At 51.8% G+C, this 14,915-nt stretch carries 16 protein-coding genes and 1 tRNA gene; 5 read left to right on the top strand and 12 right to left on the bottom strand.

The genetic code is table 11. The features are described from left to right. Nucleotides 1-277: 277 nt before the first annotated feature. From PSTEL_RS10180 to PSTEL_RS10170, 3 genes are all read right to left on the bottom strand, one after another. Nucleotides 278-365, bottom strand: a tRNA-Leu gene (locus PSTEL_RS10180). A gap of 141 nt (nt 366-506) precedes the next feature. Then, the gene (locus PSTEL_RS10175; protein ID WP_038695042.1) at nt 507-2,537 is read right to left on the bottom strand and encodes a methyl-accepting chemotaxis protein; all 2,031 of its coding nucleotides are present in this window, start codon (nt 2,535-2,537) and stop codon (nt 507-509) included. A 301-nt stretch (nt 2,538-2,838) separates the two neighbouring features. Then, nucleotides 2,839-3,795 carry a radical SAM protein gene (locus PSTEL_RS10170; protein WP_038695040.1) on the bottom strand — a complete coding sequence of 319 codons (957 nt, stop codon included), beginning with the start codon at nt 3,793-3,795 and terminating at the stop codon, nt 2,839-2,841. 336 nt (nt 3,796-4,131) lie between these two features. Here PSTEL_RS10170 and PSTEL_RS10165 point away from each other — a divergent pair, with 336 nt between their 5' ends. Next, on the top strand, nt 4,132-5,646 hold the full coding sequence (locus tag PSTEL_RS10165) for an MFS transporter (protein WP_038695038.1): 1,515 nt from the start codon (nt 4,132-4,134) through the stop codon (nt 5,644-5,646). Nucleotides 5,647-5,803: 157 nt separating this feature from the next. Beyond that, complete coding sequence (locus PSTEL_RS10160; protein WP_038700587.1) at nt 5,804-6,400, top strand: acyl-CoA-like ligand-binding transcription factor; 597 nt, start codon at nt 5,804-5,806, stop codon at nt 6,398-6,400. Between the two features lie 159 nt (nt 6,401-6,559). On the opposite strand, the gene PSTEL_RS10155 is transcribed toward PSTEL_RS10160, so the two are convergent. Both PSTEL_RS10155 and PSTEL_RS10150 read right to left on the bottom strand, forming a co-directional pair. Continuing rightward, on the bottom strand, nt 6,560-7,807 hold the full coding sequence (locus PSTEL_RS10155) for a stalk domain-containing protein (protein WP_038695036.1): 1,248 nt from the start codon (nt 7,805-7,807) through the stop codon (nt 6,560-6,562). 272 nt (nt 7,808-8,079) lie between these two features. Next, nucleotides 8,080-8,733, bottom strand: a complete 654-nt coding sequence (locus PSTEL_RS10150; protein ID WP_038695034.1) for a deoxynucleoside kinase — start codon at nt 8,731-8,733, stop codon at nt 8,080-8,082. Between the two features lie 511 nt (nt 8,734-9,244). Here PSTEL_RS10150 and PSTEL_RS28405 point away from each other — a divergent pair. Then, nucleotides 9,245-9,373 (top strand): putative holin-like toxin, encoded by a 129-nt coding sequence (locus PSTEL_RS28405; RefSeq protein ID WP_156995842.1) that lies wholly within the window; start codon nt 9,245-9,247, stop codon nt 9,371-9,373. Nucleotides 9,374-9,662: 289 nt separating this feature from the next. Here the strand turns inward: PSTEL_RS28405 and PSTEL_RS10145 are convergent, their stop codons facing one another. Further along, nucleotides 9,663-9,893, bottom strand: coding sequence for an SgcJ/EcaC family oxidoreductase (locus PSTEL_RS10145; RefSeq protein WP_052098343.1), 231 nt, complete (start codon nt 9,891-9,893; stop codon nt 9,663-9,665). 119 nt (nt 9,894-10,012) lie between these two features. After that, nucleotides 10,013-10,567, bottom strand: coding sequence for a hypothetical protein (locus PSTEL_RS10140; RefSeq protein WP_038695032.1), 555 nt, complete (start codon nt 10,565-10,567; stop codon nt 10,013-10,015). A gap of 148 nt (nt 10,568-10,715) precedes the next feature. Here PSTEL_RS10140 and PSTEL_RS10135 point away from each other — a divergent pair, with 148 nt between their 5' ends. Both PSTEL_RS10135 and PSTEL_RS27895 read left to right on the top strand, forming a co-directional pair. Then, nucleotides 10,716-10,910, top strand: coding sequence for an H-type small acid-soluble spore protein (locus PSTEL_RS10135; protein WP_038695030.1), 195 nt, complete (start codon nt 10,716-10,718; stop codon nt 10,908-10,910). Between the two features lie 20 nt (nt 10,911-10,930). Then, nucleotides 10,931-11,101 carry a hypothetical protein gene (locus tag PSTEL_RS27895; RefSeq protein WP_169744562.1) on the top strand — a complete coding sequence of 57 codons (171 nt, stop codon included), beginning with the start codon at nt 10,931-10,933 and terminating at the stop codon, nt 11,099-11,101. 255 nt (nt 11,102-11,356) lie between these two features. On the opposite strand, the gene PSTEL_RS27595 is transcribed toward PSTEL_RS27895, so the two are convergent. From PSTEL_RS27595 to PSTEL_RS10100, 5 genes are all read right to left on the bottom strand, one after another. Next, complete coding sequence (locus PSTEL_RS27595) at nt 11,357-12,052, bottom strand: XAC2610-related protein (protein WP_156995841.1); 696 nt, start codon at nt 12,050-12,052, stop codon at nt 11,357-11,359. Nucleotides 12,053-12,394: 342 nt separating this feature from the next. Continuing rightward, nucleotides 12,395-12,577, bottom strand: a complete 183-nt coding sequence (locus PSTEL_RS28400; RefSeq protein ID WP_038695024.1) for a P-loop NTPase family protein — start codon at nt 12,575-12,577, stop codon at nt 12,395-12,397. Beyond that, on the bottom strand, nt 12,574-12,885 hold the full coding sequence (locus PSTEL_RS27590) for a hypothetical protein (protein ID WP_156995840.1): 312 nt from the start codon (nt 12,883-12,885) through the stop codon (nt 12,574-12,576). The genes PSTEL_RS28400 and PSTEL_RS27590 overlap by 4 nt, the downstream gene beginning before the upstream one ends. A 147-nt stretch (nt 12,886-13,032) precedes the next feature. Continuing rightward, a complete protein-coding gene (locus PSTEL_RS10105; RefSeq protein WP_084064930.1) occupies nt 13,033-13,869 on the bottom strand; it encodes an ABC transporter permease subunit in 837 nt (278 codons plus the stop codon). Next, nucleotides 13,823-14,776 carry an ABC transporter ATP-binding protein gene (locus PSTEL_RS10100; RefSeq protein WP_038695017.1) on the bottom strand — a complete coding sequence of 318 codons (954 nt, stop codon included), beginning with the start codon at nt 14,774-14,776 and terminating at the stop codon, nt 13,823-13,825. The genes PSTEL_RS10105 and PSTEL_RS10100 overlap by 47 nt, the downstream gene beginning before the upstream one ends. Nucleotides 14,777-14,915 lie beyond the last annotated feature (139 nt).

The following is a 14,915-nucleotide window of genomic DNA, read 5'->3' as shown; positions in this document are numbered from 1 at the left end:
TGGTATCGAAGAGAATAATTTCCAAATAAGCTCCCTGAGCCTTTACCTTCTCCCAGATTCTCAAAAGCATATCTTTCGTATCAGCCAGAGGTTACGCAACATTTTCCGCTCGTTCTCCAAAAACACGGCATGCGTCGAATTCGTTTCCACGATCTTCGCCATAGTTGTGCAAGATTTCGTCGGCACAGGTCATGAGCAACACTTTGCAAATCCCCATTATGCAAAAAGCTCCTGAATCGTCACATGGACAAATTCAAGAGCCTGTTCTTTGTTAAGGTGGTGCGGTCGAGAGGACTCGAACCTCCACGGGGGGTTAGCCCACACGGACCTGAACCGTGCGCGTCTGCCAATTCCGCCACGACCGCAAATTATGTAATCACGGCAACAATTACCGTAATTAAGAATATACACCCATTACGAATGAAATGCAAGATATAATTTCATTTGCTCATAAAAAACGGGGAGGCATCCCCAGCGGCTGCCGGTGCCTCCCTTATTAATCCATTCTACAGCTTGAACTGCTCTACCAGGCGCTGCAGTTCTTTGGCGCTCACCGTATTTTCATCCGCCATTTCGGCCTCTTTGAAGGTCTTCTCGACGATATCAGATGTACGCTCCGCAATGTCGTGCACGCCCGCCGCACTTTCCGAGATCGTCGCCGCCACTTCGTTAATGGCGATCGTAATGGCGGACACTGTCTCGCTCAGGTGGCCGGCAGAGCTCTGGAAGTCCTCCATCAGATTTCTGACCATTTCGGCGTCGTCCGTATATTTTTCGCTAACCTCCAGGAAGTTGTCGTAATCGGTGAGCACATTTTGGTCGATGAAGGACAGCAGCTCCTCTGAGCTTCCGCGCATCTGATCCACCGAGGTATGAACGCCGCTCACGATTTCCGTGATGCCGGATGCCGTCTGCGCCGATCTCTCGGCCAGCTTCCGGATTTCACCTGCGACGACCGCGAAGCCTCTGCCCGCATCTCCCGCCCGGGCCGCTTCAATCCCCGCATTCAGCGACAGCAGATTGGTCTGTGCGGTAATCTCCATAATCGTCTTCGCCAATTCGTTGATCCGCTCAATCTGTGCGGAGTCTTCGATCGCTTGTTCCATCTTGCCGCGGACCGATGTGTACAGCCCTTTCGCATGATCCGCCGACTTCTGCGTCTCTTCGCGCATCGACAGCGCCCGGTCTGCAATCTCAACCGCTCCTGCCGCTCCTGACTTCGCCTTCTCCGAAATCGCCCCGACATTGCTGTCGATTTCATGGATGGCCGCGGTCATCTCCTCGGTGGAAGCCGCTGTCTCCTCCATTCCCGCTGACAGCTCCTGTGTAGTCGCTCCATTGTCATGGGCGTTCTCTCTGACATCCACCGCCAGCCGCTCCAGCTCCTCAGCATTGTGCAGCACCTTGGACGATATGCTTACCAGACTGCCCGCCATTACACGGAGAGCTTCCCTCGTTCGGAACATCGCATTGGCGATGATTCCGGTCTCGTCCTTGTTCTTGCGCAGATGCTCATAGCTTGCATCATACTTCAGGTCGAGCTCTGCCGTCTTATTAATCAGCTCCGTCACCTTGAGAATCGGGGCCGTAATCCGCTGGGACACGATCAGACCGATCAGCAGGGTCACCACAAGGCTGACCAGTCCCAAAAGGACGACAAAAGTAGTCATGTCGTTGACCGGCTTCATAACTTCTCCAACATCCGCCGCCAGGACAAGCGTCCATTTCGTATCCGGCAGAACTGTGTAGGCTGCCTTTTTATCCAGACCATTAAAGACATAGCTGACAATCGCATCCTCCGGCTTCTCACCTTTCTGGACACGGGCCACAACAGCTTTTATGCTATCATTCTCGACCGCCCCTCCGATTTTCTCCTTGGTCGGATGAAACAGCAGTATGCCTTTATCATCCACAATATAGGCGTAGCTGGAAGAGCCGTTAACCGCGTGGATGTCGCCCAGATACGTTGTCAGGCTGTCCGCAAAAACGGCGGATGCAACGAAGCCGACCAGTTGGCCGTCCACCTTGACAGGATGGGCGAAGGCCAGTATAAATGCGCCTGTCGACTTGGACTTCAACGTCTCGCTGATATAAGGTTCACCTGCCCCCAGCACCGCCTTGGTGTAGGCTCTGTCGCTGAAATTGGCGCCGAGCAGCGCTTCATCACTGTCCGCTACATCATCACCCTTCAAATTGACCACGAAGACATGCTCAAGATTTCCGGCCTCTGTGGTGATTTCCTTCAGCCTGCCCGTGACAGCCTTCTGGATCGACGCGTCCGCCGCACCTCCATTTTTGCCTTGACTGAGCAGTGTCCTGACGTCGGACTCGCCGGCGAACTGGGCCATGCGGGTTTGTTCTTTTTCGACCATGGCGTTAATGGTTTCGGCACTGCTCTTGTTCAGTGACAGCATGGAGTCGTCGGACATATTCTCCAGCGAGTCCGCTGATTTGATATAGCTGAACCCGCCCATGAGCAGCGTGGACAGCAGTGTAACAGCTAGAATCATGATTGACAGCTTAGTACGAATTTTCATTCTTTAGCACCCCTTAAGCGCAGTCTCTGCGTTTGGCAACCCTGACCCGCCATCGATTTTACTGATTTTATCGGGTTTTCTCCGTCAAAAATGAATCATTTTCGACAATTTTTGCAGACGATTTATTGAATGTTTTCTCTGCCGAAATAATCCTTCCAATTCCTCCCTCTCTCTCCATACGAAAAGGCCGTCCGCTTCACGCTTTCTGCGCGAAACAAACGGCCTAAGTATGAGGCTATTTAGTGATCCTAATGAACATTACCGGAGGAGAGAGATTAATATACTCTTAATATTGCCCCAGTCAAGTAACCGGCAGCCCCTCCGGAAACAGCGCATCCAGCGCCGGGCATGGCTGCTTCTCAAGAAATGCCGCCAGCGGCTCAGGCGTCGGATTATAAATATCCTTCAGTGAGGTTCCTTTGTAAATATTGCCGATAATTACCGGATGGCACAGCTCGGATATCAGAATATCGCCGTTGCCGTGCAGATGAAGCTGGGTCTTGCCTTCGATGCAGTGAGGGAAATAAACCCCCGGCTGCTCCCGGAAGCCAAGCGCTTCCATGAAGCGGTCCATGCAGGTGAAGTACAGAATGGTGTCTTCCCGCTTGTTCGCAATCAGGTCCGTCACGGCAGCCTTGAGCCCTTCGCGGGCGGCGATCGACTTCCAGCCGGTGTGATTCATAATAATGCTGTTCTGAATTTCATGCGTACGCACGCCCAAATCATAGACATGGTCGCTGATTTCCCGCATATTCCGTTCCGTCTCGCTGAACAGCAGTGTCTCCAGAACGGTATCAACGTTCGTCTGGGCGAAGAGGGCGATATTCTCGCAGATTTTGCGGTAGATGCTTGGATGAATGTTGTAATACCGGGAGAACGCTTCTTCGGATGTGAAATTGAACGAAATATGGATCGTCGTCAGCCCGGCGTTGGCCAGCCCTCCGATCCGCTCTTCGTTCAGCAGGCTGGCGTTGGAATTCAATTGAGTCGAAATGCCTCTTGAGGCGCAGTAGGATACCACCTCGACACAATCCTCATATTTCAGCGTCACTTCACCACCGGACAGCCGAACGCGTTTCAGCTTCGGAAGCTCCTCCAGAATGGTGATAATTTCGCTTCCAGTCAGGCTCTGGCCGTCATTCCGGTTGTACGCGCAGCAGTAATCGCAGCGGAAATTGCAGTTCGAGGTTACGCCAACCTCCAGTCCCTCCAGCTCCCAGACCTGCGGTTTGACCAGCTCCAATGCTTTGTAAGTCATGATATCGAAATCCCTCCGAGAGTTAATACAGCCCAAGGAATAGACGCCTTGCGGTGTCCCTTGGACAACATGTGTTCACCAAGAATTACAAGGCCATTTCTAAGCGCATAGCTTATATCCACATATATGAAAAAGGTCAATGGCAAACCTTAGTGATTATAGCGGGTTGGACTTCCGAAGGTTGTGACATTTGTTACTGTCATTCAGGATAGTGATTGCTTTTCAGGAAACGGATTGTCGAATATTTTGACACAATATTTAATTTGACAGTAACTATCATTTTATATAAAATCCCATTATGTAATGTATCCTTGATTATGAAAGGTGGTTCACCTAATGACGCGTTCCCTGAAATCGAAATGGTGGGTGCTCTTCTCACTCACCTTCGGATTGCTCGCGGTCGGTCTTGATATGACCATTCTCAATGTTGCTCTGCCGACGCTGGCGACGGACCTGCAGGCTCCGACCAGCCGTCTCCAGTGGATTCTGGACTCCTACAATCTGGTGCTGGCTGCCATGCTGCTGCCTGCGGGCATGCTTGGCGACCGGTTCGGGCGCAAAACCTTCCTGATGCTGGCCCTCCTCCTGTTCGGCGGCGCATCGGCAGGCTGCGCTTATGCCGCCTCCACCGGTATGCTGATCTTTATGCGGTCTTTGCTTGGATTGGGTGCGGCCTTTCTCATCCCGCTATCCGTGTCCGTGCTTCCCGTACTGTTCGAAGGCCCCGAGCGGACCAAAGCCATGATGGTCTGGGCCTCGGCCAATATGCTCGGCATTCCGCTCGGCCCGATCCTTGGAGGATGGCTGCTGAATCATTACAACTGGGGGGCCGTCTTCCTGATCAATCTTCCGCTTATTGTGATCGCGCTGATTGCCGTAGGGCTGCTCATGCCGGAATCACGCAGTGAGCTGCGCCTTAAGCTCGATGTGGCAGGCGTCGCATCATCCAGCATCGGTCTGGCCGCCGTAACCTTCGGTGTTATCCGGGCGGGCGAGCACGGCTTGGGAGATGCCCTCACTCTCACGACCCTGCTGGCGGGTCTCATTATTCTGATCTTCTTCGTTCTCTGGGAGCGCCGGACGGAGCACCCGCTCATTGATCTGTCGCTCTTCCATTCGCGCGGCTTCACCTGGGGAACCATTCTGGCCACCTGCGTGTCGTTCGCCTTATTCGGCCTGCTGTTCGTCATGCCGCAGTACTTTCAGGCCGTTAACGGAGCCGACGCTTTGGGAACCGGGCTGCGGCTGCTCCCGATGATCGGCGGAATGCTTGTCGGCGCCAAGAACTCCGATCTTCTCCTGAAGAAACTGAACTCGCGCACCATTGTTGCCCTTGGCTTCACCGTCATGGCGGCGGCTCTGCTCCTTGGCACGGCCACAGACACGGGCAGCACTTATGGCTATGCCGCCTTATGGATCACCCTCGCCGGTTTGGGCCTCGGCTTCGCGCTGCCGATCTCGATGGATCTCGCGATCGGGGCGCTGTCCGCCGAGCGCAGCGGCGTCGGCTCAGCGCTGGTCATGGCGCTGCGCCAGGTCGGCGGAGCTGTCGGCGTCGCCCTGCTGGGCTCGGCGCTGAACTCCGCCTACCGCAGCGGCCTGCGGCTGGACGGCCTCCCGGTTGAAGCCGCGTCGGCCGTCCGCCAGAGCGCATCGGCCGGCGCTGCGGTCGCCGGCCGGTTGAACTTGCCGGACCTGCTGGGCATGGTCCGATCCGCCTTCGTCCAGGGCATGCAGCATATGCTCTGGATCTGCGCCGGCATTGCAGCGGCCGGCATCCTGCTGGCGCTTGTCTTCCTGCCGCGCCAAACGGCGGAGCCTGCTGCAGAGCCGCAAAAGCTCTCCTCCTGATTTAAGCGCTTGTCCCTTCCGCCGAAATCAGGGTACACTGAAGAGAAGCATCCATACCAATGGAGTCCTGTGTCACCATAACCGGAGACTGCCTCCTGTAAGTGTATGGAACGGAAATCCCCTTGTAGGCCTATGTGGAGGGATGGATTTGTCAGACATGAATAACAGCAGTCCGAAGCCTGGACTTCGGGAACGAAAGAAACTCAAGACAAGAGCCACCATTCAGGAGAATGCGCTGCGCCTCTTCCGCGAGCAGGGGTATCAGGCTACGACCGTGGAACAAATCGCCGAAGCTTCCGAAATATCGCCCAGCACTTTCTTCCGCTACTTCTCCACCAAAGAAGCGGTTGTACTGGAAGATGATTATGATCCCCTGCTGATCGAGAGCTTTCTGAAGCAGCCTCCGGAGCTGAGCATCATTCAAGCTCTCAAAGGGGCGGTCAAGGACGGCTTCGACCAGATTCCCGAAGATGAAGTAGTGGGTATCTGGGAGCGGGTGTCGTTATCGTACGAGATTCCCGAACTGCAGGCCGCCATGATCCAGCAGATCATCACAACCGGAGAAATGGTCGCCAGCGTGATCGCCCAGCGCCAAGGCTGCAGTAAGGATGAGCTTCGGGTACGCAGCCTCGCGGCGGCATTCGTAGGCATCGCGATGGCTTCGCAGAAATTTTTTATCGAACAGCATGACCGGAGCTATCCGGACATACTGACTGAAGCCCTGTCGCTGCTGGAAACGGGCTATAATTTCTAGCAGAGCGGTTACGGTCAGTACCGAAGGAGCCTGGTAATCCCTGATCCAGGGTGCACCTGCCTGCTGAGACACGTACAACCGACAACAGCCCTCCGCATAAATAGCCGGAGGGCTGTTGTTCTTTTGATATATGGTTATAGATACTTGCCAAAAGTCAGATTAATTGCCGAATTCAATGGATTCATTCATCTGGTCCCAGGCCGCTTGTGCAATCAGTCCGAGCCGCCACACTGCGATGCCTTTCAGGTCATAGCGCTTCGCCAGCCCGATCTTGGTGTTCACCGATGACGAATTCTCGCTCTGGAGCGAAATGCCGAGCACCAGCTTGTCCTTGGACGTCATCTTCAGCGCCAGCCGGATGGCTTCATCCACCTTGTCGGCCGGCTCCGGTGATTTCTCATCACCGTATGCGTAAGCCATGATGACAAGCTCATCGGCCAGTGTCCCCAGCGTCTTGTAATCATAGCCGCCGTACGAGCTGTTCAGCGGATGAACGGCAATGCCAAGCTTCAGGCCCTGTGCGCGGGCCTTCGCAGACAGATTCCGGACGAAGGCGTTGTAGTCGCTCTGCGCTTTCGCTTTATCCCCGGTCAACCCAAGCCCTTCCAGATCCAGCATAATGCCTTTAAAGCCCTTCTCTGCCGCCGTATTCACGATACTGTCAATCGTTCGCGCCTGAAGCGCGGCATCCTCCAGATTCTTGGTCAGTTCCAGACTGCTGTCACTCGAATAGACCATCAAGTAAGGGGTCTGGCCGCTTGTGGACGCGCTCTGCACAATGGATTCCGGGCTAACGTCACCGGCAGCCTGCGGCCAATAGAAGTCACCGCCCGTTGTCGTGAACTCGCCATCTTTGCCGATCCGGCTCCAGCCGAATGCGGCGTCATCGAACCCGCCCAGCAGGTTATATTGACTGTATGAAGAGATGGCGTAGAACGCCAGCGTGTACAGCTCTTCCTTAGGCGAGGTAATCGAGACCGTCTTGGCCGCCTGATTCCAGGACACCGCCGCGCCGAACTGCTGGCTGAAGAAGCTCAGCGGAATCATCGTTGTACCTCGGACCGTCTGCGGCGCCACCGCCAGCTTAACCGCCGTGCCGTTCACCTGCGCCGTCTTGCTTCCGATTGTAAGCTTCACGATCTTCGTCGTCTCTCCGGTCTTTCCTGTCGCGGTAATTACCTTAGCGCTCTGGTTCCACTGCACCGATATGCCGAGCGCTTCCGAAATCGCCCGGAACGGAACCATTGTCGTGCCGTTCATGACCGCAGGCTCCACCGGAAAAGGCAGCGGATACCCGTCCAGCACAATGCTTACGCCACCTGCCGCCGAGACATTCCCCGGTGCAGCGGCAGCGCCGCCTCCCAGCAGCAGTGCTCCGCACAGCAGCAATCTTCCCCAATGCTTCATTTAACGAATCTCCTATTCTACCATTGAATAAAATTTTCCATATATACTGACGCAAAAAAACGCAGGAAGTTGCAGCACATCGCAACCCCATTATGTGGAGCTTTGCGCTTCGCAGCCTGTTCAAGTGCTATGCGAAGGCCCCGACTTAGTAATTCAGGTAATGCAAATAAGCCGGTTAGCTTCGAACGCAGCCACCCGGCTTATTCCATATTGCTTCAGTCAGCCTCTCCCTCGAAGATCGGCGTACAAGGATTTCCGGTCAGAGCAGCAGCCTAAACCGTTGCCGCCGTGCCCCGGATACTTTCGCTAACTTGCCGTAAAATATCATCCATCGAAGCAGGGTCATGCACGTCGTATTCCTCAATGTTCAGCTTCAGAACCGGACAAGCATCAAACGTCTCGATCCAGGAGGAATAGCGGTTATACATGTTCTCCCAATAGGAGCGATCCGTGTGAATCTCCATTTCGCGCCCCCGTTCCTGAATCCGGTTAAGGATAGCAGGCAGACTGCCTTCCAGATAAATCAGCACATGAGGATGGGGGAAATAAGGCGTCATTACCATAGCTTCATACAGCTGTGCGTATGTAGCATAATCCGTAGCCGACATCGTGCCTTGATCCGCATGCATTTTGGCAAAAATGCCCGTATCTTCATAGATGGAGCGGTCCTGCACAAAGCCGCCGCCTAGCTCGAACATCCGCTTCTGCTCCTTGAAGCGTTCGCCCAGAAAATAAATCTGCAAATGAAAGACCCAGCGTTCAAAGTCGTCGTAAAATTTCTCGAGATAAGGATTATGTTCAACTTGCTCCAGCGAGGTTCGAAAGCCAAGGCGTTCCGCCAGAGCTGCCGTAAGCGTGGATTTGCCGACGCCGACGGTTCCGGCCACCGTGATCAGCGCGTTCTCGGGGATATGATAGGGATTCATGGTATAAGCTCCTTTACCTGATGACAATCGCAGTCTATTAATTTCGCAACATCGATCGAATAAATTCATCACTTCCAAAAAACAGACCTGATTATTGTATCACAGTGATCCGCCTCTTCCTATGGAAAGTTGGATGTTATCGATCCCTTTCGTCAATGCACGAAGAGCAGGTCTCGACCTTACTATACCAAACATTTGTTCGTGTATCCATCATTCTTTTCTACAGCTCTCGTCCTCTCCGGGTACAGCGTCAAATCCAGCCACTCCATATCCGCCGGAATGAGCTGGTGGGCATGGAACGCGTCTTCTTTGTCCTAGCTACGCCAAGCGGGTGTGGTCCCTCCAGCGACCGGGCTTTCACTTCTATATAACTCCTGATTTATGGAATTTTATGACATCTAAAAAGCAGTCTCCGAAGAGACTGCTCATATAAAAACATGGTATAATTCTAAATGCAGCAGATTGGCTTGCAAGGGCGGCATAGCTCCACTTTCCGAAAGGAGGTGGTGCCATGGAAGTTAAAGACACGTTAACTTTAATGTTAATGTTCGGGATGTTTATTCTCGCTTTGCTTACCTACTTAAAAAAGAAGTTGGCCCCCTTAAGGTTGACGACCAGGGAGCCTAACTTCCACCGTTAACGAGCCAACCGCCCTTAAAAGCGGCTGTTGCAGGGGACGGTTGCAGCCGCCCCCTTCTTCTATATCTTATTATAAAAGTAATAAAACATACATGCAACGCCCCGCAGCAATTATCTTTCCTATCCCTTCGACCGAAATTCAAATCGTCAGGCTGCGCATCGCCCCGGCTCTCTCCGCCTTGCATACTGGTTAGTATAACGGCAAAGGTTACGGCTTCATCCCGGATTTCATCCAGTCCATACCATGCTTCCAAGCTGCCAATTGCTACTATCGTACTTCCCATAATGGATTATCGCCGCTGCTGCAAGACCTCGCTCAATTCCTGTCTCATTTGCTCTACGAGCTCGGGTCTTCCATGAAACGGATGATGATCGAACACCGGCTTCAAATGCCCGTAAATATCCTCCGGCCCGACTGCAATACTTCCGTCAAAGCCGATCATTTCGCCCTCCGGCGCGAAGAAATCCGCCATTCGCTGCGCATCCCGCTTGTTCCAGGCCTCCATCAGCTCCGAATACAAGCTCTCGATTTACTACCCGCTCCATGCATTCATAAGATCATCCTCCATGGCCCCGCCAAGAATCAATCCCGAAACCATTATTGCAATGGACCGTTCATCGTCAGGGAATGTATCTCCCTTTATATCAGATTGCTTCCCTGCTCGTCCAGCAGCTTGACCAGTTCAATAAGTTCTCCGGCGGATGCGGCCGAGAAATGGTGCAGCGTATGGTCACCCGCAAGCTCCTTGACGAGATCCCGGATATGGATGAGCTTGACGCCTTCTTTTTGCATGAAGACAAGTTCATTCGGATCTTTCACATGCCCGTGAACGAGCCAGTACTCCCAACTTACCTCCGGCAGGATGGCATTTCGGATGGCCGCTTTTTTATCTGATTTAAAAGTAATCTGCGCCCACGCCTTCACACTGTCCTTCACCTGCTCCGAGCTTCTCAGCTTGGCGCTTGTCTTCGACTTTACCTCCAGCTTCTCCATCTGCTCCCTGCTCAGCTTGCTGATATACGCCGTAGGCTTGGTGCTTACCTGAACCTCACAGTGAATGTGCTCGAAGCCTTCTTCATTTTTACGAATCGCCAGAAAGCCGAGCCTGTTCATCTTGTCCTTGATCCCTCTCATCAAAAAATATCCGTTCCGGATCAGCCATTCTTCAACCAGAGCCTCCGCATGCAGTGTCATCGTTATGAACTCCCTTCATTTAAGAGATTCTTATCACATTTGCATTGGATAAAAAGACTTCCTCCACCTGCGCTCGGCACGTATAACCCGCTTCCGCCTCGCGCATAGTATTACCGGACCCCGCTTCAGAAAGGAGGTTTGCCTTCGTATGAATGCTCAAAGAGCCAAAGAAATCGCATCCTCACCCGTTATGGCCAACGTTCTGTGTGAGGGGACGCCGGTCTATATTCAGCATGTGGATGCACAGAATGAGACGGCGCGTATTTATCCGCTCCATGATCGGCAGGCGGAACGTGAAGTTCCGCTGTATACGCTGCAAGAACAGATTCAGTACACGGAATAAGTGAAAGGAGCGAGAGGAAAATGAAAACGGACAAACACCAGGAAGCCGAAGCTGACCGTCTGAACGGTCACGATGTTACGGATGATGCCGTCAAAGAAGTTCCCAGGGCATCCGATGCACAAGAGGCGGTGGAGGCGCTGACGTCCCACCTGAACAAGTATGACAAGCCGGATGACGGGGAACTGAGATAACGCACACGCATATCATCACATGGGGCGCCCCGCAGCCGGGGTTCTTCATGTGAACTTCTAGGCAAAGACGGACCGCACTCGTTTCGAGAGCAGAATAAACGGGATATACAAGACATCCAGCAGCAAGGCATGTATCACACTGTAAATAACCTCGAAAAAGATAACTTGCAAAACTTCAGGTATGAGGTTCTTTGGCTGGAAGTCACGAGGCTCGTTCAACAGTGTATTAGGATCCATATTGCACCTCTTTCAGAATCAGAGTGATTCATCATATTTCTTGGTAACCTTAACACTATTGTCCACCCGCTCCTCAACTACATAGTGTACAAGGTGAGCTTCGGGATCAATAATTTCCGTCATTCTTCTCAGCAAGGTAGGAATACCGTTCACATACTTGTATGTTTCCCTGAAATGTTCAGCAGCGCTTGACCTGCCGAAAGAGGTAATCACTTTGTTTTTGCTATCAAATTCAGGCGATGTAATCTGTTCTAGATCCGTGTTCCGAACAAATTGTGAGCTTTGGATGTCCCATAACCAATAATAATAAGGGATGTTAGGAGCAGCCGGAGTATCAGCTTGAATCCTGATATCGCTGTATCCATCAAAATTCATATCTTCAACAACTAATCCAAAGCTCTCCTTATCCGGAGTAGTTGTATCGTCAAAAGTTATTTCCTGCATAACCTGATGGCTTCCTTCTGCCTTGGAAACAACGATTTTATCAACATTGTTCCAATTGTCATCCGTTGTTGTTCCGTATAATTTAAAGTTCAGAACAGGCAATGAAGAGTTTATGGAGCGATCAATAGTAAATAGAGGTAATGATGTCGAATTGCCCACCAAGTCTTTCGATTCCTGAATTCGTTCGTTTACAGCAGATGAAGAAGAAGCGCAACCCGTTATGACATTCAATATACATATAAGAAGTATCGGAATTGATTCCTTTGCCAAATAAGTCACTCCTATTCACGCTCCAGGACGACCAACGAAAAACCACATTTATTTCTTCCGACGCCGCACATAGCGCTTTGACTAATGATTCAATAATAGACTACAATCGCTTTTTGCATGTCTGTGTAATGATGTCCAAAATCTCTTTATTGCTCTTAACGATATATCTTTTGTGGCTTAACCCGGAGGTTAGCTCCAGTATGTGCTGTATATCCTCTCTTCGATAATTCCGGTTCCAGCTAAATAGCATTACAACAAGATTGTTAAACCGCTGCCTGTAATTGCTGTCTTCGAGTCCCAGGCGTGTTGTCATGAACCTTTTGACGGTTCTCAAGTCCTGGATCAACCCATTCCAAGAACTTCGGCCAGCTTCCGGGCCCGCTCTTCAACGGGATATTTGGTATTATTCACTCTGTTCCATACCAGATTGTCCGTCTGGATATGGGGAATGCCCAGATTCGCAGAGATCAATTGAGCGATATAGATTTTGCCGCTGCCACAACCGCCGATTATTCGTATTTTCATTTATGTTCCTGTTCCAGTCTTTCTTTAATAAGCCCCAAATCATTATAGATTTCCTTCTGCCTCATAAAAATACTTAATATCATGCCGAACATTATGGACAAAAGCACGATTCCGGCGGTCGGTCCGAGTATAAAAATTAGCGCAATTGCCAGGATCGTACCGATGACCGGTCCCATAACAGCCATTTTGGTCCTCCTTTGAGTCCTTTCAGTAAGTAAGCATAAGCGGGTTATATATTTCCTTCTTCCTCTTTCCCTACTATTCGCCAAGCTCATAGCTTTTCCTTTTTCTGTAACCCAATAATCCATGATGTGGAAAAAAGAAGCTGCCCCAAACCGCCATATCATGGCATTTGGAACAGCCCCTTGCCCTTGTTGTATATCATCCGCCTACAACATGCTGCTGAGGCGCAGTTTCTTCATCCGGTGCAGCATTTTGCAGGCTAGCTTCCGCTCTTAATGAACCTGCCGCTCAAACAACGTATGCCGCTGATTCATCTTCGTGAGCCGGCGTAACAGAAGGAGATTGACGAGCAGCAGTAACAAACCAACGCCCAGCAACAACTGCGGGCTTAATAGCAAGACTCCGGTAACCTGGGAGATGGCAAGCCCGACAACCGGCAGCACGACGATGCCACCGATTTGCTGCGCTTCTTGGAAGCCTTTGGACCGGGCGGAGATGAAGATGCTGATCTGGATAACCAGTCCGGTGAACATCGGCGCCACCCACAGCAGGAGAAGGCCCCAGTTCAGGTTGGGGAAGATCAACCCGTCGAACATGGAGTACGTCAGGCCGTTGATGATAATGCCGCATAGCAAGAAGCTGACCAATGTGACGACGAAGGTCGGGATGAAGGTCGCAGCCAATTTGCCGAGGAAGAGGTCCTTCACCTCAATGGGTGCGAACAGCAGACTTTCGAGCGTCCGTCGCTCTTTTTCCCCGACGAGACTGTTCAATGCGATCATCAGTGAATTCAGCACCGGGATGAGCAAGAAAAAAGGTCCCAGCATATAGTTGACGAAGATGTAGATGATCTGATGGTTAAGCGTCGGTAACGCCGTGATCTGCTCCTTCTTATCCCCAGCGGGCAGCTGAGTGATCACCTTCTGTACCATGTCGACGAGATCGCCATCGGTAATGTTCACCATCTTTATTACCAGAATTAAGATGCCCGGCAACAGGACGCCGAACACAAGCGGAAGCAGGACAAGCCCGAGCCATACCTGCACGTTACTCGTTATCGCCCTAATATCTTTCTGTGCGATCGCGATGATTTGGCTCCGGTTCATCATTGTTCCCCCCCAAGTTGAAATAAAGCGACTCTAAGTCATGGTTCATGATCTCTGCCGAGTGCACCCATGTAGCTTGCAATACTTGACGGAGCAACGCCGAAATCTGATCGGTTGATGCCAGCTCCAGCTGCACCTCGCTCGGCCCCAGTCGCCTGGCCGGATATCCCGCATATGCATCACCTTCTACGGTCAGTCCGGTTGTTAATTTGAGTTGAATCGTCTTCAGATGTTTCTTCTCCAGCTCTTTTTTCGTCCCGGTATCCAGGATCGTACCATTCTTCATGAAAATATAAGTGTGACATAGCGGCTCCAATTGATGCAGCACATGAGAGCAGAGGATGATCGTCGTTCCGTAAGTCTCATTCATTGCCTTTAGATCGGTCACGACTTGGTTGATGCCTTCCGGATCGAGTCCGTTCGTCGGCTCATCCAGGAACAAGATCTCCGGCTGATGAAGCATCGCCTTCGCCAAGGCCAGACGTTTCTTCATGCCGGTGCTGTAGCTGCCGACCTTTTTCTCTTGTGCACCTTCCAGGCCGAATTGCCCCAACAACGCTTGAATTCGTTCCTCAATGAAACAATTGTACAGCTTAGCAAAGAATCGCAAGTTGGCGACTCCGCTCATGTCGTGGTACAGCCCGGCACCCTCTGTGACCACACCGCTAATGCGCCGGATCGCATTTCCCTCGGTTATCGGGTCGTACCCGTTCACCCGCAGCGTTCCACGGTCGGGAAGAATGACGCCATTCAGCAGGCGTACCAAGGTGGTCTTACCGGTGCCGTTGGGCCCAAGCAGGCCAACGATGCTTCCTTTCTCAATCGTGAAAGAGACAGCCTTCAACACGTCCTGTCCGCCGTAGCTCTTATTCACGTCGCGAACTTCAATGTAAGATGAATTCAGCTGCATAGACTCCCTTCTATTCATTCGTATTAGTTCCTTCGAACGGGCAATCAGTAGACAAGCCAGGTAACCTGGCAAGGGTTATTTTACTGCATCTTTCTTTAGTAACCGATTATAGTACGATTAAGTATTCCAAAAAGTTCAC

This window comes from Paenibacillus stellifer, assembly GCF_000758685.1.
GTDB lineage: Bacteria > Bacillota > Bacilli > Paenibacillales > Paenibacillaceae > Paenibacillus_AQ > Paenibacillus_AQ stellifer.
The sequence above is the reverse complement of the archived record's forward strand: the minus strand, read 5'-3'. Positions and strand labels throughout refer to the sequence as shown.

Bases quoted from the DNA above. Each gene is read 5' to 3' on its own strand.
- PSTEL_RS10160 (WP_038700587.1), top strand. From the start codon at position 5,804: ATGAATAACAGCAGTCCGAAGCCTGGACTTCGGGAACGAAAGAAACTC.
- PSTEL_RS28405 (WP_156995842.1), top strand. From the start codon at position 9,245: ATGGAAGTTAAAGACACGTTAACTTTAATGTTAATGTTCGGGATGTTT.
- PSTEL_RS10175 (WP_038695042.1), bottom strand. From the start codon at position 2,537: ATGAAAATTCGTACTAAGCTGTCAATCATGATTCTAGCTGTTACACTG.
- PSTEL_RS10105 (WP_084064930.1), bottom strand. From the start codon at position 13,869: ATGATGAACCGGAGCCAAATCATCGCGATCGCACAGAAAGATATTAGG.
- PSTEL_RS27590 (WP_156995840.1), bottom strand. From the start codon at position 12,885: ATGGATTATTGGGTTACAGAAAAAGGAAAAGCTATGAGCTTGGCGAAT.
- PSTEL_RS10100 (WP_038695017.1), bottom strand. From the start codon at position 14,776: ATGCAGCTGAATTCATCTTACATTGAAGTTCGCGACGTGAATAAGAGC.
- PSTEL_RS10150 (WP_038695034.1), bottom strand. From the start codon at position 8,733: ATGAATCCCTATCATATCCCCGAGAACGCGCTGATCACGGTGGCCGGA.
- PSTEL_RS27895 (WP_169744562.1), top strand. From the start codon at position 10,931: ATGAAAACGGACAAACACCAGGAAGCCGAAGCTGACCGTCTGAACGGT.
- PSTEL_RS10140 (WP_038695032.1), bottom strand. From the start codon at position 10,567: ATGACACTGCATGCGGAGGCTCTGGTTGAAGAATGGCTGATCCGGAAC.
- PSTEL_RS10135 (WP_038695030.1), top strand. From the start codon at position 10,716: ATGAATGCTCAAAGAGCCAAAGAAATCGCATCCTCACCCGTTATGGCC.
- PSTEL_RS10170 (WP_038695040.1), bottom strand. From the start codon at position 3,795: ATGACTTACAAAGCATTGGAGCTGGTCAAACCGCAGGTCTGGGAGCTG.
- PSTEL_RS28400 (WP_038695024.1), bottom strand. From the start codon at position 12,577: ATGAAAATACGAATAATCGGCGGTTGTGGCAGCGGCAAAATCTATATC.
- PSTEL_RS10155 (WP_038695036.1), bottom strand. From the start codon at position 7,807: ATGAAGCATTGGGGAAGATTGCTGCTGTGCGGAGCACTGCTGCTGGGA.
- PSTEL_RS10165 (WP_038695038.1), top strand. From the start codon at position 4,132: ATGACGCGTTCCCTGAAATCGAAATGGTGGGTGCTCTTCTCACTCACC.